This window comes from Mariniflexile soesokkakense (genome assembly GCF_039650365.1).
GTDB classification, from domain to species: Bacteria; Bacteroidota; Bacteroidia; order Flavobacteriales; family Flavobacteriaceae; genus Mariniflexile; species Mariniflexile soesokkakense.
Genome location: NZ_JAZHYP010000003.1, coordinates 105,546 through 126,331 on the forward strand (window position 1 = coordinate 105,546; position 20,786 = coordinate 126,331).

The window sequence follows — 20,786 nt, forward strand, 5'->3', positions numbered from 1 at the left end:
TTAAATTAAAAAAGATATGGAATCTACAGTAAAAATTACAGCAGCTGAGGTTAATAAATTAAGACAAGCTACAGGTGCAGGAATGATGGATTGTAAAAAAGCTTTAGTTGAAGCTGAAGGCAATTTTGATAAAGCAATTGAAGTTTTACGTAAAAAAGGCCAAAAAGTTGCTGCAAACCGTGCAGACCGTGAGTCTTCTGAAGGTGCTGCTATTGCAAAAGTTAATGCTGACAATACCGTAGGTGTTGCCATCGTTTTAGGTTGCGAAACTGACTTTGTTGGTAAAAACGAAAACTTTATTGCATTAGCTGACCAATTGGCTGATTTAGCATTTACAGTAAACACAAAAGAAGAACTTTTAGCCGCTGATTTTGGTGGAATGACTGTTGCTGATAAATTAATTGAGCAAACAGGTGTTATTGGTGAAAAATTAGATATCAATGCTTTTGAAAAATTAGAAGCTCCTTATGTTGGTTCTTACGTTCATATTAACAAAATTGCTGCTTTAGTAGGTTTAACTGCTAATGTAAAAAATGCTGAAACATTATCTAAAGATGTTGCAATGCAAATTGCTTCTATGGGTGCAACAACATTATCTTACAAAGATTTTGACCCTGCATATATTGCTTCAGAATTAGAAGCTAGAATTGCTGTTATTGAAAAAGATAATGAAGAGTTTGCTCGTTTAGGTAAAACCCTTAAAAATGTACCACAATACATTTCTATGGCGCAATTAACGCCTGAAGTTTTAGCAAAAGCTGAAGAAACTGCAAAAGCTGAATTGAAAGCTGAAGGAAAACCGGAACAAATTTGGGATAGGATTTTACCAGGTAAATTAGAGCGTTTTATTTCAGACAACACCACTTTAGACCAAGAACAATGTTTATTAGATCAAAACTTTATTAAAGATGATAAAATAAACGTTGCTAAATATGTTGCTTCTTATGGAGATGTTGCTATTGCAGGATTTAAACGTGTTGCTTTAGGATAATAAATTTCCTAGAAACAGGACTTAATATTATAAATATTTAACCACTTCATAACAAAATGAAGTGGTTTTTTTTGTGAAATGATGAACTTAATTTCTGGGATTATAGTTAGTTTTTAAGTAATTGACTTGGCTTAGCGATTGGAGTAGAAAGCCCACAGCGATGCAGGAGCCAGAACTTATAGCCCTTCGTCTATGCTCAGGGCAAACTACAAACCCATCTCTTTAGGGTAACACCCAAAACATAAAATTTATTGATGTATACCGTTATTTTGATAAATTGGACTTCGGTAAACACCAAAAATTTATGTAGTTTTGCACAACTTCAGTATAAAAATAATGAAATATAAAAGAATTCTTTTAAAACTATCTGGTGAAGCCCTAATGGGAGAGCGCCAATACGGTATTGACCCAGAACGTTTGGCCGAATATGCAAAAGATATTAAAACCATTACCGACAAAGGTGTTGAAGTTGCCATAGTAATTGGTGGTGGCAATATTTTTAGAGGGGTTGCTGGTGCTAGTAACGGTATGGACCGTGTGCAAGGAGACCATATGGGTATGCTTGCAACCGTTATTAATGGTTTAGCGCTACAAAGTGCTTTGGAAGATGCTGGCTTGCCAACTCGTTTACAGTCTGCTGTACATATTAACCAAGTGGCAGAGCCTTTTATACGCCGTAAAGCAATGCGTCACTTAGAAAAAGGGCGTGTTGTTATTTTTGGTGGTGGTACCGGAAATCCTTATTTTACTACCGATTCTGCAGCAGTTTTACGTGCTATAGAAATTGAAGCCGATGTGATTTTAAAGGGAACACGTGTGGATGGTATTTATAATACCGACCCAGAAAAAGACACTAATGCTGTAAAATTCAATTTTATATCATTTGATGATGTGTTGCGAAAAGGCTTAAAAGTAATGGATACTACGGCTTTTACACTTAGTCAAGAAAACCAACTTCCAATTATAGTTTTCGATATGAACAAAAAAGGGAACTTACTAAAAGTTGTTTCTGGCGAAAAAGTAGGAACCGAAGTAAACCTATAAACTTGGCGTAATTTTTAAGTAATTGATTGAAAAAGTTTGATATTATGAATGAAGAAATACAATTTATATTAGACACAGCAAAAGAGGCAATGGACAGTGCCATTAAGCATTTAGAAAAGCAATTTGTTAATATTAGAGCAGGAAAAGCGAGTCCTGCCATGCTTGGAAGTGTTATGGTAAGTTATTACGGGGCGCAAACACCTCTATCTCAGGTTGCCAATGTAAATACTCCAGATGGTAGAACTATTACCGTACAACCATGGGAAAAAAAGATGCTTCAAGAAATTGAAAAAGGGATTCAAATTGCAAATCTGGGTTTCAATCCTATGAACAATGGCGATACTATTATTATTAATGTCCCTCCTTTAACAGAAGAACGCCGTCGTGATTTAGCAAAACAAGCTAAAGCTGAAGCTGAAGACGCAAAAATCGGGGTTCGTTCTGCAAGAAAAGATGCTAATAATGATATTAAAAAATTAGACGAAGTATCTGAAGACCTTAAAAAGAACGCCGAGGTAGATGTGCAACATTTAACCGATAAGTACGTTAAAAAGATTGATGACCTTTTCGATAACAAAGAAAAGGAAATTATGACTGTATAATTTTAAAGCGACTGAAAAGTCGCTTTTTTTTCAAACTTTAGCTTTGCATTATACCTATGTTTAAATATTGTATTCTTCTAGTTTATGCTTTTTTTGTTACAATATCTCAGGCACAATCTGCTAAAGAAAACCATGTAGAAGCGATACAAGATTCTGTTAAAAAAACCGCTTTGGTTAAAGGACTAGCAAATGGCTATATCCCAACCAAATACTTCAATTTTGATTTAAGATATCTTATAAAATACAACCAATATGAAGGTATACGAACGGGAATAGGTGGCATTACAAATGATGCCTTTTCAGAAAATGTTAGAATAAACGGATACGCTGTTTATGGATTTAGAGACGATACATTTAAATATAATGTTGGTAGCAGTTTTAGGCTAAACGAAAAAACCAATACATGGATGACGTTTTCTTATACCGATGACTTACAAGAAACCGGAAGCACAAAATTTTTAACGGATAAACGCATTTTTCAGTTCTTTGAACCTCGTTTACTCAATATCGATTTGTTTCATAAACATATTACAAAGTCCATTGCTTTCGAACACCAAATATCAAACAATTTAAATGCAGAAACCGAATTTTCAGAAAGCTACATTAAACCCACTTATAGCTACGGTTACGTAACCAATAATGGTGTATTAAATACTTTCAACTTAAGTATTGCTAAATTTGCATTCCAATGGAGTCCACTTAAAAGCACTAAGGTTTCCGAAACTAACGTAAAAGAAAACGAATATCCATTAATCACATTACAATACACCAAAAGTTTTAATGATGTTTTTAAAAGCGATTTAAATTTTTCGAAAATAGATTTTAGAACCATTCACCAAATTGGAAAAAAAGATAGTAATCTTTCTGAAATCACATTAGTAGGTGGTATAGCAAATGGAGATATTCCCTTAACCCATTTATACCACGCCTACCCCAATAACATTACAAAAGAAACTATCATGCAACGCTTTTCGGTTGCGGGTACCAATAGTTTTGAAACCATGTTTTTTAATGAGTTTTTTTCTGATAAGTTTGCTACACTTCAATTCAAACATTATCTCAAACCTTTTTATGTTACAGCCCGTTACAAACCGCAAATAGTTTTAATTACACGTTATGCCATAGGCGACACCAAAGAACCTGAAAAACACCAAAACGTTACATTTGGCTCGCTTAAAAAAGGCTATACTGAATCGGGTTTTGAAATCAATAAACTACTTTTTGGATTTGGTTTAAGTTTTACTTACCGCTATGGCGCCTATCATTTGCCCGAGTTTGGTGATAATGTTGCCTTTAAGTTTACATTTAACTTGACTTTATGAGGTAATAGCCTCATTTTTTCTACCTTTGCGCAACTTTTATTTAAGGCATGTTAAAACTTTTTACCAAGGATTTTTGGGACGTTATCGCAAGGTTAATTTTACGTAATAAAATTGGTATTCTTGTTAGTATCATTATTATTACCATTTTGTTTAGTACGCAATGGAAAAATATGCGTTTTTCCAATACCGAAGCGAACCTTTTACCAGATGATCACGAAGTAAACATCACCTACAACAACTTTTTAAAAACTTTTGGTGAAGAAGGAAATCTTGTCATTATTGGCGTAAAAGACAGCACTTTATTGTCTGTTGATAAACTAAACGCCTGGAACAAATTAGCCAACAGTTTTAAAAAATATGATGAAGTTGAAACGGTTATTTCTGTTAAAGACCTTCAAAAACTAGTAAAAGATACGCTTCACCAAAAATTCAGCCTTCAACCTTTTATTAAAGATTCTATAGGATCAGTTTCTCAAATAATTGAACTTGAAGATGAGCTTTTCAACAAATATCCATTTTATGATAATTTCTTATTCAATAAGAAAACAAAAACCATAAGAACCATTATTTATCTTGATAAAGCTATTGTAAATACATCGGCCAGAAAAGAATTTATACTTAATGAATTAATACCAAAAATTGAAGATTTTGAGATTGCTACAAATTTAGATGTTCGCATTTCGGGCATGCCGTATATTAGAACACTAAACGCGCAATTAATTGTAGATGAAATTGTTTGGTTTGTACTAGCGGCTTTGTTGGTTACTTCGCTTATTTTCTTTTTATTTTTTAGATCGTTTAGAGCTACTTTAATTTCGCTGGTTGTTGTTTGTATTGGGGTGATGTGGACTCTCGGAATTATCGGCGCTTTAAACTACGAAATAACTGTTTTAACAGCTCTCATTCCGCCATTAATTATTGTTATAGGTATTCCAAACTGTATCTTTTTAATTAATAAATACCAACACGAAGTAAAACTTCATGGTAATAAAGTGAAATCGTTACAGCGCGTTATCACAAAAATTGGAAATGCTACATTAATGACTAATGTAACTACCGCCTCTGGTTTTGCCACGTTTATTTTCACTGAAAGCACCCTTTTAAAAGAATTTGGTATTGTAGCTTCGTTAAGTATCCTATCTATTTTTATACTGTGTTTATTAATTATCCCTATTATTTATACGTTTTTACCTTACCCAAAAGACAGACATTTAGAACACTTAAACAAACGTTGGATTGGTGGTTTTGTAAACTGGATGGAGCGCATGGTAAAGCACGAACGCATTGCCATTTACTCTGTAGCTTTAGTTCTATTGATAGTAAGTATTATAGGCATCTACCAAATAAAGATTTCGGGCAGTTTAATTGAAGACATGCCACAAAATTCTGAATTTGTAAATGACATCCGTTTTTTTGAAGATGAATTTAACGGTATTATGCCTTTGGAATTTATGATTGACACCAAGCGAAAACAAGGTGTTATGAAACTTTCTACGTTAAGACGTATGGATGAATTACAGGAAGCCATTAACGAAACGCCTGAGTTATCGAAACCCATTTCTGTGGTAGATTTGGTTAAATATTCCAAACAAGCTTATTACAACGGAAACACCAAATTTTACCAACTGCCTACTTCACAAGAAAACAGTTTTATTTTATCGTACGCCAAAAACTCAACATCCGATGTTGATTTACTTAAGAATTTTGTGGATAGTACTGGGCAATATGCGCGTATCACAACCTTTATGAAAGATATTGGCACCGATAAAATGGAACGTATTGAAGAAAACCTTCAAAGTGAAATAGACAAATTTTTTCCTGAAGAACAATACAACGTTACCATGACGGGGAAAGCCTTAGTATTTCAAAAAGGCACTACCTATTTGGTTAAAAACCTTGCTATTTCTTTATCGCTTGCCATACTTTTAATCGCTTTGTTTATGGCGTATATGTTTAGGTCTGCACGTATGATTGTTGTTTCACTAATCCCTAACCTCATTCCGCTATTGGTAACCGCAGGATTGATGGGTTATTTGGGCGTTCCTATAAAACCTTCAACCATTTTGGTATTCAGTATCGCCTTTGGTATTTCGGTTGATGATACCATTCACTTTTTGGCTAAATACAGACAAGAATTACAAGCCAACAACTGGAAAATTAAAATATCGGTTTACGGTGCTTTACGTGAAACAGGTGTGAGCATGTTTTATACTTCTATTGTGTTATTCTTTGGTTTCTCGGTATTTACCATCTCTAGTTTTGGTGGTACCGTCGCTTTGGGGGCATTAGTATCCGCCACATTGCTTTTTGCTATGTTATCCAATCTTCTTTTGCTTCCTTCGCTATTACTATCTTTAGAACGCAGCATTGCCAATAAAGAAGTTTTGAAAGAACCTGCAATAAATATTATTCCTGAAGAAGACGAAACAGAAGAAGAAAATTTCAATATTTAAATTCTAAATTCAAAACTGAAAATCTTTGGAATTTGGTTTTAAGAATTTGAATTTTCATCTACGAAACCGAATAGTCTCAGAATTCTGAATTCTGAATTCTGAATTTTCTATATTTACATTAATAAATTTTAATACTTATGAAATTACGTAGTATTTCAGAATTACTGTCACAAGATTTTGTTAGTTCTGAAGTTGATATAAAAGGATGGGTTAGAACTTTTAGAGCGAACCGATTCATCGCTTTAAACGATGGTTCTACACTAAACAACATTCAATGTGTAGTAGATTTTGAAAACTTTGATGAAGCCCTTTTAAAACGTATTACCACAGGTGCTGCTATTCATATTAAAGGCGATTTAGTTGAAAGCCAAGGCAAAGGGCAAAAAGTAGAAATCCAAGTTAAGGAATTGAAAGTTTTAGGAGATTCAGATCCCGAAACTTACCCCATTCAACCAAAAAAGCACTCATTCGAATTTTTAAGAGAAAATGCCCATTTACGTACCAGAACCAACACGTTTAGCGCGGTTATGCGTTTGCGTTCTACCCTTTCGTTTGCCATTCATCAATATTTTAATGAAAACGGGTTTTACTACGTACATACTCCTATAATTACAGGAAGTGATGCCGAAGGTGCAGGCGAAATGTTTCGAGTTACCAATCTGGATGCTAAAAAACCACCTTTAAATGAAGAAGGCCATGTAGATTATTCTAAAGATTTCTTCGGAAAGGAAACCAATTTAACCGTTTCTGGGCAGTTAGAAGCCGAAACTTACGCCATGTCCTTAGGAAAAGTGTACACATTCGGACCTACTTTTAGGGCTGAAAACTCAAACACATCACGCCATTTAGCTGAATTCTGGATGATTGAACCCGAAGTCGCTTTTATGGATTTGGCGGGTAACATGGATTTAGCCGAAGATTTCATGAAATACGTGCTAAAATACATTCTTAAAAACAACCGTGAAGATTTAGAGTTTTTAGACGCCCGATTAAAAGACGAAGACAAAACCAAACCACAAAACGAACGCAGTGAATTTGGTTTGATTGAAAAATTAAACTTTGTAACCGATAATAATTTCAAACGCGTTAGTTACACCGAAGCCATTGATATACTTCGAGACAGCAACCCTAATAAGAAAAAGAAGTTCAAATATATCATTAATGAATGGGGTTGCGATTTACAAAGTGAACACGAACGTTTTTTAGTCGAAAAACACTTTAAATGCCCTGTTATTTTATTTGATTATCCCGCAAACATAAAAGCATTTTACATGCGTTTGAATGACGATGGAAAAACGGTTCGCGCCATGGATATTCTCTTTCCGGGTATTGGCGAAATTGTTGGTGGCGCACAACGTGAAGAACGTTTAGAAGTGCTAAAACAAAGAATGGCTTCTATTAATATTCCTGAAGAAGAGCTATGGTGGTATTTAGATTTACGCAAATTTGGCACTGCGGTTCATGCTGGTTTTGGTTTAGGTTTTGAACGTTTGGTTATGTTTGCTACAGGAATGAGCAATATAAGGGACGTTATTCCGTTTCCAAGAACACCTCAAAACGCCGAATTTTAAAAAACATTAGTATCTTGGTAATAAATTAGTGAAAAATTATTTTACTATCATTTTAAACCAAATCAAAATATGCTCAAACAACATTTACAATTCAAATTATCGCAAAAACTGTCGCCGCAACAAATTCAATTAATGAAATTGATACAGTTACCTACGCAAGCTTTTGAGCAACGCTTAAAACAAGAACTAGAAGAAAATCCAGCTCTTGAAGGTGGTGCCGAAGAAATTGAAAGTGACTTTGATTTGGATTTAGATAATACAAATGACGACTTTGATGATAGCGAATCAATAGGTAATGATGATATAAACGTAGATGAATATTTAAGTGATGATGAAATTCCAGATTACCGCACCCAAACCAATAATTACAGCAGTGATGATGAGGAAAAAACGATGCCCTATGCCGCAGGAACTTCATTTACACAACATTTAATAACTCAGCTAAATACATATAGGCTAGATGAAGAAGAATACGAAATAGCTGAATTCTTAGTTGGTAGCGTTGATGAGAGTGGATACATCCGTAGATCGTTATCCGATATTATGGACGATTTAGCATTCACCCAAAGTGTTTATACCACCGAAGAAAAAATTGCCAAAGTTCTTAGAATTGTACATCAATTAGACCCAGCAGGTGTTGGCGCCAGAAATTTACAAGAGTGCTTAAGTATTCAATTGCATAGAAAAGAAAAAACACCCGATACCGAATTAGCTATTGAAATTATTGATGACGCCTTCGAACAATTTACAAAGAAGCATTACGACAAGCTCATTCAAAAGTTTGACATTTCAGAAATTCAATTAAAAGATGCCATTAGTGAAATTGAACATTTGAACCCTAAACCTGGTGGATCTTACGCAGGAAACAATAGAATTGTAGAGCATGTGGTCCCCGATTTTGCCATTAAAATAGTTGACGGTGAATTAGAACTAACGCTAAATGGCCGCAATGCCCCAGAGCTTCATGTATCGAGAGAATATAACAATATGCTTAAAGGCTATAAAGAGTCGAAAGACAAATCGAAGTCCCAAAAAGATGCCGTTATTTTTATCAAACAAAAACTAGATGCTGCTAAGTGGTTTATTGAAGCTATTAAACAGCGCCAACAAACTTTATTTATTACCATGAGTGCCATTATGCACTACCAAGAAGACTATTTTTTAACAGGTGATGAGCGCAATTTAAAGCCCATGATCTTAAAAGATATAGCTGATGAAATTTCTATGGACGTCTCTACCGTTTCACGAGTAGCAAACAGTAAATATGTAGACACCCCTTACGGGACGAAGTTGATAAAAGAATTCTTTTCAGAATCGATGAAAAACGACCAAGGTGAAGATGTTTCAACAAGAGAAATAAAGAAAATTTTAGAAACGGTTATTGAGGAAGAAGACAAGAGAAAACCTTTAACAGATGAGACTTTAGCTTTAATTTTAAAAGAAAAAGGCTATCCTATAGCACGACGCACAGTTGCAAAATACAGAGAACAATTAGATATTCCGGTGGCTCGATTACGAAAAAAAATATAATGGATCGTATTTTAAAAAGTATCTCGTTTATTTTCCATCCATTACTTATGCCGCTAGTTGGTGTTGTTTTTTATTTTTTAGTATCTCCACGTTTTACACCTGAAGAAATAATATATGCTAAACTTATTTCTTTAGCTATACTAACTGTTTTATTGCCTATTTTAATATACTTTTTATTAAAAACATTAGGAAAAATACAGTCAATTTATTTAAAAACAACTAACGAGCGCATTTTACCCTTGACCTTAAATTGTATTATTATTCTAATAGTTTTATTACGTATTATAACTCAGTCACAATTTATAGAGCTCTATTTCTTTTTTGTTGGTATTTTAATTTCAACAATGGCTTGTTTAATATTGGCTATTTTAAAATTTAAAGCGAGTATACATATGATTGCTATATCTGGCCTTTTTATGTTTTTAATTGTTTTAAGTATTCATTTTAATATAAACATTAACGACATACTGGCTTTAATGAGTATTATAATGGGTGCAGTAGCTACTTCTAGGCTACATTTAAAAGCACATAACTATAAAGAGTTAATCATGGGCTTTTTTGTTGGCGTAATGCCTCAATTAATATTAGTGACCTATTGGTTATAATTCTTTTACCTCCTAAAAACTATAAGACATAAAACATCAAACCTACTTTTAAGGTATTTGTTTTTATATCATTGTCGTTCAATATAGCCTTGTCTGAAAAAATAGGATTTAAACCATAATACATATAAAAATTCCAAGTATTATAGCCCGCACAAAGAGTTAAACCGTATTGAATCTTATTGAAATCTCTAATATTATGATGTTTAACAGACCCTGAGTCTCCTTTAAACTTTGTGGTATTGGCAATTAAGTAACCTACCTTAAAGCCTGTATAAATACGCCAAAACTTATACTCAGTTGGGGTTGATGTACGCCATCTAAACTCAACAGGAAGTTCTAACAGTTGGTTTGTATACTTGTTTTTTGAATAAGAAGTAGTATTATCTAAAATAGAATAGGTTATATTACCATTACTACCTTTATCAATAAATAAATTTTGAATGTAAGAGTTTAACGAATACCCTAAACCAATACCAAGAGCAACATTCCCTTCTTGATTTAGAGGCATGTCTTTTATAATACCAAAATGGATGCCACTTGAAAAACCACTTTGCGATAAACCTTTTGGTTTTTTTCCTAGTAAATTATATGTAGTTCCTATATAAAACTGGTCTTCTTTGTAAAAATTATCAGCGCCACTAATACTATCTTCTTGTGAATAACACAAATGAACACTAAGCAAAAGAAGTAGGAATCTGTATGAAGATTTCATTAATTAGCAATTATAATTGATTATACAAACATACCATATTTATTAAAAAAAAAAGCGTTTTGAAATTTCAAAACGCCTTTAATATAAAATTAAGAATTTAGAATTTAGTTGTTGCCAATTACAGCACCCTTCTTTGTGGTGTAATTTATTTTAAGTGCATTTACTTTTCGTAATTCTTGCTTAATATCGCCAATCAATCCCATATTGGCATCTTTATCTACTTTTAAAGCAGTAGTTAAAAACGGAATTAATTCTTCTCTTTTAGAAGCGCGTTCTGCAGCAATAAAAGCAGCTATATCATTAACATCAGCAAAATCATCATTAAGTTGAATTCTGGTTTCAGTACCGTAATTTCTATAATTAGCACTTGGTTTACCTGCATATATATACATCACCAAATCTTTCTTATCTAATTTTTCAACCTGATCTGCAAATGGTAAATTATTTTCTATTTTCAAGGTGTTCTGTCTCATAACAGTTGCCACCATAAAAAAGAATAATAACATAAATACAATATCTGGTAATGAAGCCGTTGATATTGCTGGCATTTCGCCTCCTTGTTTCTTTTTAAATTTAGCCATAGTAATGTGTTAAATTTTAATTTTGTACTTCTGAAAGCTTTTGAGGGTACTCAATTTTAATTTTCTCGAGTTGATCTTTTAGCTTTGTTTTATCCCCTGGCCAATTCACATCATTAAGGTTCGCCTCCATTTCCAAAAAAGACTTACCATATAAAGCTTGAGCTCTAATATTTCTTAAATCGTTATACGCAGCCACTAATTCATTTTGAACTGCTATATACGTTTTATACGTTGTTTCACGCTCATTTTTTAATGATATGATAGCCTTGTCTGGATTATCAGAAGATTCAGAATTCTTCTTGCCATTACAGTAATCACAAGTACCATCCCCCCCATTATCTAGAAACTCTGTAGCTGCCTTTCTTAAATCTTTAAGTTCCATTAATTCATCCTCAACAAGCAATTGGTCTTTACCATTTAAAAGCACAGTAAAAATGTTTTTTTGCTTTATAATAGGAGGCTCAACGTTATCCTCAATAGGCGGTAGCTTTCTGTTTAATCCAGAATCCGTTTCAATAGTTGTTGTTACCAAGAAAAATATTAATAGTAAAAACGCAATGTCGGCCATGGAGCCTGCATTTACTTCTGGTGCTGCTCTTTTTGCCATAATTTATTTATTTAATAGTTTTTTTGCACTAGAAAGGAACGTTGCAACTATTGCTACAAATGCTAGAATATAAAAAGCATATAAACCAGCTCCCACGTTCTTAGATATCCCTTCTGTAATGCCTAAACCTTTATCATTAAATTGCTTTAAGTCTAAGTCTGTACCTGACGATATAAAATAAGAAATTAAAATAACTGCCAAAAATAATCCTACAGTTGTTAATGTCTTTTTTATATTTCCTGAAAATATGCCTTTAATCACATATATAAGTATTAAAGCTATAACAATAAATAGTACTATATAAGTAACTACTAATATATTATCTATCATGCTATCCGAGTCTGTTGTCATTAGCAATAGTGCAAAAACAGCTCCAATAATACCAAGAGCAAAAGCTAAATACTTGAGTATTTTATATAAATTCATGATTATTTGTTTTTAATTATTACTTTTTATTTCTAATTAATAAGTCCATTAATGTGATAGAAGCATCTTCCATATCATTAACGATACTATCAATTTTAGCAATAATGTAATTATAAAAAACTTGAAGAATCATTGCAACAACAAGTCCAAATACCGTTGTTAAAAGTGCTACTTTAATACCTCCAGCAACAAGTGATGGTTGCATATCTCCTGCAGCCTCAATTTTATCGAACGCTTGAATCATACCAATTACTGTTCCCATGAACCCTAACATTGGTGCTAACGCGATAAATAATGAAATCCAAGATACATTTTTCTCTAATTGCCCCATTTGAACACCTCCGTAAGCTACAACAGCTTTTTCAACAGCGTCTAAACCTTCGTCCGTTCTGTCTAAACCTTGGTAATAGATAGAAGCAATAGGGCCTTTTGTATTTCTACAAACTTCTTTTGCAGCTTCAACACCTCCAGAAGTAAGTGCATCTTCTACTTCTTGTGTTAATTTTTTCGAATTCGTTGTTGAAAGGTTTAAAAAGATAATTCTTTCTATAGCTATAGCTAAACCAAGAATTAAACATAATAATACAATCCCCATAAACCCAGGACCTCCTTCAATAAATCTCTTTTTTAATTCTTGATGAAACCCAAGTTCCTCTGCTTGTGCTGCGTCAGCTTCTTGAGTCATACTTGCTACAGTTGTTGCAACTGTACTTGTGTTTGCATTTGTAGTTGCATTAACAGTTCCAAAAGCCATCATTCCTGCAATGGCAAGGATAGAAAATAATCTTTTCATGTTCTAAATCTTAATTTTATTAGTTAATTAATGTGTTAAAGATATAAAAAAAATACAATAAAAAAATAAAAATAACAGCAGAGAGGAAGGGATTCGAACCCTCGATACCCTTTTGAGGTATACACACTTTCCAGGCGTGCGCCTTCGACCACTCGGCCACCTCTCTGTATTTTATACTGTACTTATTTATGGGTGGGCAAATAACAAAAAAAACTTTGAACGTTAAAATTTTATAAGTTAATTTTAAAATAATTCACCTCGCAACGATGTTTCAAATACTTTTTTGAACTCTTGTTTAGGGATATTTTGCCCTAATAAATACATAAGTTTACTTAATGCTGCTTCGGTTGTAATATCTTTTCCTGAAATAACCCCTATGGCTTTCAATTGATTACTGGTTTCGTATTGCCCCATCATCACACTTCCGCCTACGCATTGTGTTACATTTATAATATGTAACTCTTGCTTGATTGTTTCTTGCAAAAGATTTATAAACCATGCTTCTGTAGTACAATTTCCAGAGCCATAGGTCTCCAAAACAACTGCTTTTAAACTTGGCGTAGCTAATACGGTTCTTAAAAACGTCTCAGATAACCCTGGAAATAGTTTAACAATTGCTATATTAGTGTCTAAATTTTTATGAACTATGAGTGTATGTTTTAAATCTGGCTTCCATAAATAATCGTGATTCACTTTTAAATGGACTCCAGATTCTGCTAATTCAGGATAATTTAATGATGCAAATGCTTTAAAATTTTCGGCATTTATTTTTGTGGTTCTATTAGCTCTGTACAATTTATATTCAAAATACAAGCAAACTTCTTTTACTACCGGACTCCCGTTTTCTTGTAACGATGCCATTTGAACCGCTGTAATTAGGTTTTCTTTGGCATCGGTTCTTAAATCGCCAATTGGCAATTGCGACCCTGTAAACACAACAGGTTTGGCTAAATTTTCCAACATAAAACTTAATGCCGACGCTGTATAACTCATGGTATCACTTCCGTGAAGCACGACAAACCCATCAAATTTATTATAATTTGTTTCTATTATTTCAGCAATTTGAACCCAATATTCCGGATTCATATTACTTGAATCTATGGGTTTTTCAAAAGAAACCGTTTTAATATGGCAATCTAACAGCTGAAGTTCGGGAATTTTATCTAAAAGATTTTTAAAATCGAAAGCCTTCAATACACCCGTTTTAAAATCTTTAATCATACCAATAGTACCACCTGTGTATATTAGTAATATGTTTGGTTTAGCCATTTTGATTTACGATTGACAATTTTCGATTTACGAGTTAAACTCCAAATACATCTTTTGAATTTTGAGTAGTGATGTTCGCAATTTCTTCTAAAGATACATTATAATATATATGTGATAGTTGTTCTAACACGTTTATTATATAGGCACTTTCGTTTCGTTTTCCTCTATAAGGAACGGGTGCTAAATAAGGCGAATCGGTTTCTAAAACAATATGATTTAAACTTATTTGATTTAAAAATTGATCAATTTTTCCATTTTTAAATGTTGCAACGCCACCAATTCCTAATTTCATATTATAGGCTATGGCTTGTTTTGCTTGTTCTAAAGTACCTGTAAAACAATGAAAAATACCAAATAAATCGGCGCTCTTTTCGGTTTCTAAAACCTCAAAAATTTCATCGAATGCTTCCCTACAATGAATAACTATTGGCAACTTATATTTTTTAGCTAATTGAATTTGATATCTAAAAGCTTCTTGTTGGATACCGAGTGTCGATTTATCCCAGTATAAATCAATACCAATTTCACCCACAGCATAAAATTTTCGTTTAGCAAGCATTTCTTCAACATGCCTTAACTCGTCTTTATAATTATCTTTCACGTGTGTTGGGTGCAAACCCATCATTAAAAAAACATGCTCAGGGTAGTCTTTTTCTAATTGCAACATCGATGCTGTATAAGTCGAGTCGATAGCTGGAATAAAAAAACGAGAGACATTTTGGGATAAAGCGCGCTTAATCATTTCATGCCTGTCATCATTAAAAGCTTCGCTATATAAATGGGTGTGGGTATCTGTTATTATCATGCAGTAAAAATAATGAAGTATTTAAAGTTTGACACAAATTTCACTAATTTTCGTCAATGCAAAAGACCTCACAGGTTTTAAAAACCTGTGAGGTCTGATGTACTTATTGGGTTCTTAAAGGTCTCGTCCTGATAATTATCGGGAACACTCGACCAGACAAAATTAATCCAACTTCTTAATAAGCTTTTGGGCTCTATCATAATCATCGGCACCTTCTGGAATGGTTTTTAAGATTTCCAAACAATCATCAAATTCTTTTTGTTTCAGGTTACTTAATGCCAAATACCAAATCGCTTTATTTTTGAAGACAGATTGTCCTTTTATTAAATTCGCTAATAAAATTTCGGCTTTTTCAAACTTGTCCAATTCAATATTTGAAACTGCGCTATAAAATTGTAATTCCGCATTATCTTTATCTAATACCATTAAACTTTTAAAAGCTTCTTCCGCTTTAGCGAAATCTTTATTATTAAAAGCATTTTCCGCCGTATGTAATAAGGCATCCTGTTCTCCTCTTATGGTTAAACTAATACTATCATAATTAGCGTAATCTTGATAAACTGGGGCCGATAAATTATTAAAAAGTACAATACTAATTAGCAGCACGACACTTGCTGCAGTGGCATATAACCAAGGTTTAAAACGCATTTGTTTTTTAGGAGCCTCTTGTTTTTCAAAATAGCTTTGTGAAATATTTTTTAAGTTGTTTTGAAAAGCATTGGAAGCTACTTCTCCTTCAAATTTATCTTTCAAAAAGGATGTAAGTTCTATATAGGTATTGAAACTTTCTTTGAATTTTGAATCGGATTCTAAACGATTTTCAAAAGCAATGACATCTTCTTTAGAAAGGTTTCCTAAAAGATAGTTTTCAAATAGTATGTAATCTTGATCTTGCATGACAATTAATTATTAAGTTGGTTAAATTTTGGAGATTCTTGAACCAGCTCTGTTAATTTGCCTATACATAAAGATTTCTTTTTTCGAGCGTAAGCGTATGATACACCTAAACTAGTTGCTACTTCTTCCATCGATTTGATTTTAAAAGTAGCGGTTAACAATTCTTTACAAGCATTTCCCAGTTTTTGAAACATTTCGGTAAATAAGGCTTGTTTTTCGCCAAATAAAGATGTTTCAAACGCCAGTTCTTGAGCGTCGTCATCTTTATATAAAACTTCCTCATTAATTGTTACCTCTTTATTAGAAGATTTTTTCAGTTCATTTAACCATTTTCGTTTACACAGTAAAAAAAAATAAGCATCAAACGGGCAAGTAAGTTCTAATTTCTTTTGGCTTGCCTGATTATATATAGTTATTAAAGTATCCTGTATAATATCTTGGGCTTCATCGCTACTTCCGCTATTCTGTTTTATATAGTTTATGACTTTCGGAACGAATTTGTCATAGATAGCCTGTATAATAAATGAGTTGTTTTTAAGCAATCCATCAATATACTTTTGGTCTTCATGTGTTTTTTTTTCGCTCATTAACCCTTGTATTTACTGCTAATTTAAAAAAACTTTAAAATAAAAGGGTAACATTTTTTAAATGGTTTTGATATAAGGGTGTAACAGTCAAAATAAAGACTAAATAAAAATTTTAATTAATCCATAAAAATTAGAAATCATGAAAAATCTTAAAAATTTTCACGAACACTTAAACAATTTTAATGACGTGAGTAAAAAATCAATTTTAATTATCGCAACAGTAGCTTTTTCAATATTAAACCTAAACGCTACAAATGAAAAAACGCCCCTTAACACTTCAACTGAAGTTGTAACACTAACAAGAGATAACATTGCACAAGTATTCGACTGGAAAGTTGAAACCGACAAAGGTATCTATTCAGGAACCTCCCTTACTCTTAAAAGCGCCAACGAAATGATTGCCTTATCTAGCTCTGGAGAAATTATTTTAGGAACAGAAATTCAAAGTTACTTGGTTCTAAAATCTGAAGTTAATGCTCAAAGAAAATATTTCTGGGAAGTTGAAACAGCTACAGGCTCTGCAAAAGGATATTCATCTTCTGAAAATTATGCAAATAAAATGATTGCTTTAGTATCGTCTGGTGATCCCATCGTATCAAAAATAATCATCAGTCAACCTCAACAATAAAAAAAAATTACAAATAATTACCAAAACAGGGTAACAAAAAAGTTGCCCTGTTTATATAACAATGAATAACAATTTAAAAACCTTATTATCATGAAAAATTTAAAACACATTTTAGGAACATTTTTAATGACAGCTTTAACTTTAACTAGCTGTACAAACGACAACGACGATTTTATAATCCCTGCAACTGCAGAAGAGTTTGGCGCTATTAGAGAACAAGCTCTTGAAGACTTAACTCAAACCTTTCAATTTAATGCCGAAGACGGATCAGTAAATTTTACATCTGATAAAGGCGTTGAAATATATATTAATGGTGGTTGTTTAACCAAAAACGGAGTTGCCGTAACCGGTGCTGTAGAATTAGAATTTGTAGAACTTTTTGATAAAGGAAACATGCTTACCACCAACAAACCAACTATGGGAATTTTACCAAATGGCGACAAAGCCTTATTAATTTCTGGTGGTGAGTTTTTTGTACAAGCCACACAAAATGGTATTGCTTTAGAAACTAATTGTGGATTCCAAATGCAAATACCTACAAATTTAACTGGTGGTCCAGATAATGATATGATACTTTGGAATGGTATTATTGATGAAGACGGAAATCTTGCTTGGGCAGAAGATAAACGCGATGCTGCAGGACAAAATGGAGGCGTATTCGCTGAAGGCAACCAATACTATGGCTTTTTCCAATCGTTCGGATGGTCTAACGTAGATAGATTTTACAGCGATCCACGTCCAAAAACAACCATTTTAGTTGCTGTACCAACTGGATATGATAACACAAATAGTTCGGTATATTTATCTTATGATGGTGAAGAATCTGGATTAGCTGGTCTTGATACTTACGATACACAAACTGGGTTATTTAGTGAGCATTACGGACAAATTCCAATCGGTTTAGAATGTCATGTGATTTTCGCTACCGAAGATGGAGGAAACTGGAAATATGCGATAAAAGCGGTAACTATTGTAGAAAACGGAGTGATTACATTTACAGAAGGTGAAACATCTATAGCTACCGAAGCACAACTTACAACCATAATTAATGGGTTACCATAAATAATCTACTCATTTTAATTACCTACTTAAAAGTCATGGTTTGTCACAAATTTTAACCTGCTTTTTTTATCCCAGAGACCTTCGTTTCTGGGATTTTTTTTTGATTGAAGGGTAACAAACCACCAACTTAATGGATATAATGTTACACAGAAAGTATCATGAAAAAGTTTGTTTTTATATTCATAATTGTATGTATCATATTATTTATTATATGTGCAAATATTTCTATAATCATATCTAACATATAACCATTTTAAACAGATACTTTTTAAAAGAGTTACATGAATATCACTTTTTGTATATTTAAAACATTTTTAACTCACATTATCATGAACACACGGTTTTTATTTCTATGTTTATTTTTAATTGGTGTTTTAGGTTATGCTCAAAAACTAATCGCAAGCGACACAGTTACAAGAGTTGCAAACATAAAAAACACGACCAATGGCAATGAAGTTTTGTTTACGCCTGAAACGCCTGTATTAAACCAAATAGCCGGGGCACCAAAAGCCTTTTACACCCATTACTGGGAATTTGGCGATGGCCATTACAGCACCGAAGAAAACCCAAAACACACCTACAAAAAAACAGGCGAATACGAAGTAAAACTATGGGCAACCAATAATTACGACACCGGAAAACCACCAACAACCCGTCCCAAAAAAATAGCCATAAGCGAAATTAGCACAGAATATAACGATGTGGCAACTATGGATGAAGACTTCATATTAAAACGCAACCGCGAACCCGTACCCGATGAAGAAATGGTGCTAATTGTCAGTTATAAAAACCCACAAGAATATACTACAAACGGAAAACTCTATCTGTTTTATAACGAGCAACAATATAAAGCCAGTAATTTCGAGTTAACCGAAACCAGAGCTTATAACAACGAAAAAAACATCTCGACTGAAGGTTTTGCCTATACTCGAAATATAGACAACGACGGAACTTATCTAGCTTCTTCAACTAACAATTTTATCAAAACACGAACGTTAGTACAAGACACAACCTTAAAAACCAATCTGCCATTAACCATCGCCAACTCAAAAGCATTTTATAAAAATTGGAGTCTTTTAGAATTCAATGACATGAAACCTAAAGAAGAACGCAACATCTTTTTCAGTTTAAAAACAACTCCTGAAATGCTGAAGGATACCAGTGCCATTGTTTCTGTAAGAGGGGTTTATGTTCCCGATGCAAGTTACGACAACCATAAAGTTAAGGATATGGAAATGGAAATCGTAACCTCACACGATCCCAACAAAATGTCATCAAACGGCACTTTCATGAATTATAGATTGGTTCGTTTTAAAACTTTAAAATATAAAATCAAATTCCAAAATAACGGGGAAGGTCCAGCTCGTACTATTAAATTGGAAACTGATATTCCAGATATGTTGGACAAGTCTACAATTAAAGTATTAGGCATGTACCCCAAGTGTGAAATCTGTCCGAAACGCGACGTTCTTTACAGTTGTCTAGACACCGCGTTTACCAAAACTCAGGCTATCTTCACTTTTAAAAACATTTACCTTCCTGGAAGCGAACAAAAAAATGTGAAGGAATATGATTCTACCAAAGGATTTGTGAAGTATAGCATCAAATTTGCCAAGGATTTTCATAAGCAAAAAACCAAAAGTAGAACCGCTATTATCTTCGATAAAAACGACCCGATTATCACAAACTACTCAACTACTCGTTTTCTTCCGGGAATTTCAATTGGTGCCAAAGTTGGGGTGAATTCATTTTCAGATTTAAATAATTCTGAAAGCTACTTTTTTGGGGCAACATTGTCACCTTACAAATCGTATCGTTGGTATTGGCAGGTCGAGTTAATGAATAATTTTCATAATTATGATTCCGATACAAATGTAACTGAAGAATTTATTCAAGATGCTCAAGGTATTCGAACTTTACAACGAACCACGACCAACAATTCTTTTGAAAATATCGATTGGGATGTACCAGTTTTATTACGTTATAATGTGAATAATTATATAGGCCTTGGAGCAGGCTTACAAAACACCATTTCACTAAGTGAAAAACAAGAGCAATCGGTTTTAACTGAACAATTTGAAGGTGACACAACAGATGGCCCTGTTATTAGTACTAAAGAAGACACCAACAATGTATCTAACTCATTTACCAATTTAAGAACAGGTTTGTTGTTTGAAGCCACAGCAGGTTTCGCTAGAATTGGCCCCAGTTTAGGTGCACGTTACATTATGAATTTTGAAAAGAATTTTAACTATTGGCAATTCTACGCCATTTGGAAATTTTAAGAACCTAAGGCTCTTT

General features: G+C 33.2%; 20 protein-coding genes and 1 tRNA gene. 11 read left to right on the plus strand and 10 right to left on the minus strand.

The features are described 5' to 3' along the window. Positions 1-16 precede the first annotated feature (16 nt). The 8 genes from tsf (at position 17) to VP395_RS07230 (ending at position 10,118) form a co-directional block, all read left to right on the plus strand. Positions 17-991 (plus strand): translation elongation factor Ts, encoded by a 975-nt coding sequence (gene tsf / locus VP395_RS07195; RefSeq protein WP_346241099.1) that lies wholly within the window; start codon positions 17-19, stop codon positions 989-991. Between the two features lie 336 nt (positions 992-1,327). Beyond that, a complete protein-coding gene (pyrH, locus tag VP395_RS07200) occupies positions 1,328-2,035 on the plus strand; it encodes a UMP kinase (RefSeq protein ID WP_346241100.1) in 708 nt (235 codons plus the stop codon). Positions 2,036-2,079: 44 nt separating this feature from the next. Further along, positions 2,080-2,637: a ribosome recycling factor gene (gene frr, locus VP395_RS07205; RefSeq protein WP_346241101.1), complete on the plus strand. Its 558-nt coding sequence runs from the start codon at positions 2,080-2,082 to the stop codon at positions 2,635-2,637. A 56-nt stretch (positions 2,638-2,693) separates the two neighbouring features. Then, entirely contained in the window at positions 2,694-3,959 is a 1,266-nt protein-coding gene (locus VP395_RS07210; protein WP_346241102.1) for a hypothetical protein, read from the plus strand. A gap of 47 nt (positions 3,960-4,006) precedes the next feature. Next, a complete protein-coding gene (locus VP395_RS07215; RefSeq protein WP_346241103.1) occupies positions 4,007-6,412 on the plus strand; it encodes an efflux RND transporter permease subunit in 2,406 nt (801 codons plus the stop codon). Between the two features lie 137 nt (positions 6,413-6,549). Next, complete coding sequence (asnS, locus tag VP395_RS07220; protein ID WP_346241105.1) at positions 6,550-7,983, plus strand: asparagine--tRNA ligase; 1,434 nt, start codon at positions 6,550-6,552, stop codon at positions 7,981-7,983. 69 nt (positions 7,984-8,052) lie between these two features. After that, positions 8,053-9,513, plus strand: coding sequence for an RNA polymerase factor sigma-54 (gene rpoN, locus VP395_RS07225; protein ID WP_346241106.1), 1,461 nt, complete (start codon positions 8,053-8,055; stop codon positions 9,511-9,513). Further along, the gene (locus VP395_RS07230) at positions 9,513-10,118 is read left to right on the plus strand and encodes a hypothetical protein (protein ID WP_346241107.1); all 606 of its coding nucleotides are present in this window, start codon (positions 9,513-9,515) and stop codon (positions 10,116-10,118) included. The genes rpoN and VP395_RS07230 overlap by 1 nt, the downstream gene beginning before the upstream one ends. 19 nt (positions 10,119-10,137) lie before the next feature. Here VP395_RS07230 and VP395_RS07235 read toward each other — a convergent pair whose 3' ends face one another. The 10 genes from VP395_RS07235 to VP395_RS07280 all read right to left on the minus strand — a co-directional run bounded on the left by VP395_RS07235 (position 10,138) and on the right by VP395_RS07280 (position 16,795). Then, entirely contained in the window at positions 10,138-10,830 is a 693-nt protein-coding gene (locus tag VP395_RS07235; protein WP_346241108.1) for a porin family protein, read from the minus strand. A 104-nt stretch (positions 10,831-10,934) separates the two neighbouring features. Continuing rightward, positions 10,935-11,411 (minus strand): ExbD/TolR family protein, encoded by a 477-nt coding sequence (locus VP395_RS07240; protein ID WP_346241109.1) that lies wholly within the window; start codon positions 11,409-11,411, stop codon positions 10,935-10,937. 16 nt (positions 11,412-11,427) lie between these two features. Then, positions 11,428-12,018 carry an ExbD/TolR family protein gene (locus tag VP395_RS07245; protein WP_346241110.1) on the minus strand — a complete coding sequence of 197 codons (591 nt, stop codon included), beginning with the start codon at positions 12,016-12,018 and terminating at the stop codon, positions 11,428-11,430. A gap of 3 nt (positions 12,019-12,021) precedes the next feature. Next, positions 12,022-12,444 carry a hypothetical protein gene (locus tag VP395_RS07250; RefSeq protein WP_346241111.1) on the minus strand — a complete coding sequence of 141 codons (423 nt, stop codon included), beginning with the start codon at positions 12,442-12,444 and terminating at the stop codon, positions 12,022-12,024. A 19-nt stretch (positions 12,445-12,463) separates the two neighbouring features. Continuing rightward, positions 12,464-13,237 carry a MotA/TolQ/ExbB proton channel family protein gene (locus VP395_RS07255; RefSeq protein ID WP_346241112.1) on the minus strand — a complete coding sequence of 258 codons (774 nt, stop codon included), beginning with the start codon at positions 13,235-13,237 and terminating at the stop codon, positions 12,464-12,466. Positions 13,238-13,315: 78 nt separating this feature from the next. Next, positions 13,316-13,403 (minus strand) — tRNA-Ser (locus VP395_RS07260). Between the two features lie 77 nt (positions 13,404-13,480). Continuing rightward, positions 13,481-14,506, minus strand: a complete 1,026-nt coding sequence (locus VP395_RS07265) for an asparaginase (RefSeq protein ID WP_346241113.1) — start codon at positions 14,504-14,506, stop codon at positions 13,481-13,483. Positions 14,507-14,540: 34 nt separating this feature from the next. After that, positions 14,541-15,311, minus strand: a complete 771-nt coding sequence (locus VP395_RS07270; protein WP_346241114.1) for a TatD family hydrolase — start codon at positions 15,309-15,311, stop codon at positions 14,541-14,543. 162 nt (positions 15,312-15,473) lie between these two features. Beyond that, entirely contained in the window at positions 15,474-16,208 is a 735-nt protein-coding gene (locus VP395_RS07275) for a tetratricopeptide repeat protein (protein WP_346241115.1), read from the minus strand. A 5-nt stretch (positions 16,209-16,213) separates the two neighbouring features. Beyond that, a complete protein-coding gene (locus tag VP395_RS07280) occupies positions 16,214-16,795 on the minus strand; it encodes an RNA polymerase sigma factor (protein ID WP_346241116.1) in 582 nt (193 codons plus the stop codon). Positions 16,796-16,934: 139 nt separating this feature from the next. On the opposite strand from VP395_RS07280, the gene VP395_RS07285 reads away from it, so the two are divergent. The 3 genes from VP395_RS07285 (at position 16,935) to VP395_RS07295 (ending at position 20,770) form a co-directional block, all read left to right on the plus strand. Continuing rightward, the gene (locus VP395_RS07285; RefSeq protein ID WP_346241117.1) at positions 16,935-17,423 is read left to right on the plus strand and encodes a hypothetical protein; all 489 of its coding nucleotides are present in this window, start codon (positions 16,935-16,937) and stop codon (positions 17,421-17,423) included. Positions 17,424-17,513: 90 nt separating this feature from the next. Next, positions 17,514-18,485 carry a hypothetical protein gene (locus tag VP395_RS07290; protein ID WP_346241118.1) on the plus strand — a complete coding sequence of 324 codons (972 nt, stop codon included), beginning with the start codon at positions 17,514-17,516 and terminating at the stop codon, positions 18,483-18,485. Positions 18,486-18,814: 329 nt separating this feature from the next. Then, the gene (locus VP395_RS07295; RefSeq protein ID WP_346241119.1) at positions 18,815-20,770 is read left to right on the plus strand and encodes a DUF7849 domain-containing protein; all 1,956 of its coding nucleotides are present in this window, start codon (positions 18,815-18,817) and stop codon (positions 20,768-20,770) included. Positions 20,771-20,786: the final 16 nt, after the last annotated feature.

Bases quoted from the DNA above. Each gene is read 5' to 3' on its own strand.
- tsf (WP_346241099.1), top strand. From the start codon at position 17: ATGGAATCTACAGTAAAAATTACAGCAGCTGAGGTTAATAAATTAAGA.
- pyrH (WP_346241100.1), top strand. From the start codon at position 1,328: ATGAAATATAAAAGAATTCTTTTAAAACTATCTGGTGAAGCCCTAATG.
- frr (WP_346241101.1), top strand. From the start codon at position 2,080: ATGAATGAAGAAATACAATTTATATTAGACACAGCAAAAGAGGCAATG.
- VP395_RS07210 (WP_346241102.1), top strand. From the start codon at position 2,694: ATGTTTAAATATTGTATTCTTCTAGTTTATGCTTTTTTTGTTACAATA.
- VP395_RS07215 (WP_346241103.1), top strand. From the start codon at position 4,007: ATGTTAAAACTTTTTACCAAGGATTTTTGGGACGTTATCGCAAGGTTA.
- asnS (WP_346241105.1), top strand. From the start codon at position 6,550: ATGAAATTACGTAGTATTTCAGAATTACTGTCACAAGATTTTGTTAGT.
- rpoN (WP_346241106.1), top strand. From the start codon at position 8,053: ATGCTCAAACAACATTTACAATTCAAATTATCGCAAAAACTGTCGCCG.
- VP395_RS07230 (WP_346241107.1), top strand. From the start codon at position 9,513: ATGGATCGTATTTTAAAAAGTATCTCGTTTATTTTCCATCCATTACTT.
- VP395_RS07235 (WP_346241108.1), bottom strand. From the start codon at position 10,830: ATGAAATCTTCATACAGATTCCTACTTCTTTTGCTTAGTGTTCATTTG.
- VP395_RS07240 (WP_346241109.1), bottom strand. From the start codon at position 11,411: ATGGCTAAATTTAAAAAGAAACAAGGAGGCGAAATGCCAGCAATATCA.
- VP395_RS07245 (WP_346241110.1), bottom strand. From the start codon at position 12,018: ATGGCAAAAAGAGCAGCACCAGAAGTAAATGCAGGCTCCATGGCCGAC.
- VP395_RS07250 (WP_346241111.1), bottom strand. From the start codon at position 12,444: ATGAATTTATATAAAATACTCAAGTATTTAGCTTTTGCTCTTGGTATT.
- VP395_RS07255 (WP_346241112.1), bottom strand. From the start codon at position 13,237: ATGAAAAGATTATTTTCTATCCTTGCCATTGCAGGAATGATGGCTTTT.
- VP395_RS07265 (WP_346241113.1), bottom strand. From the start codon at position 14,506: ATGGCTAAACCAAACATATTACTAATATACACAGGTGGTACTATTGGT.
- VP395_RS07270 (WP_346241114.1), bottom strand. From the start codon at position 15,311: ATGATAATAACAGATACCCACACCCATTTATATAGCGAAGCTTTTAAT.
- VP395_RS07275 (WP_346241115.1), bottom strand. From the start codon at position 16,208: ATGCAAGATCAAGATTACATACTATTTGAAAACTATCTTTTAGGAAAC.
- VP395_RS07280 (WP_346241116.1), bottom strand. From the start codon at position 16,795: ATGAGCGAAAAAAAAACACATGAAGACCAAAAGTATATTGATGGATTG.
- VP395_RS07285 (WP_346241117.1), top strand. From the start codon at position 16,935: ATGAAAAATCTTAAAAATTTTCACGAACACTTAAACAATTTTAATGAC.
- VP395_RS07290 (WP_346241118.1), top strand. From the start codon at position 17,514: ATGAAAAATTTAAAACACATTTTAGGAACATTTTTAATGACAGCTTTA.
- VP395_RS07295 (WP_346241119.1), top strand. From the start codon at position 18,815: ATGAACACACGGTTTTTATTTCTATGTTTATTTTTAATTGGTGTTTTA.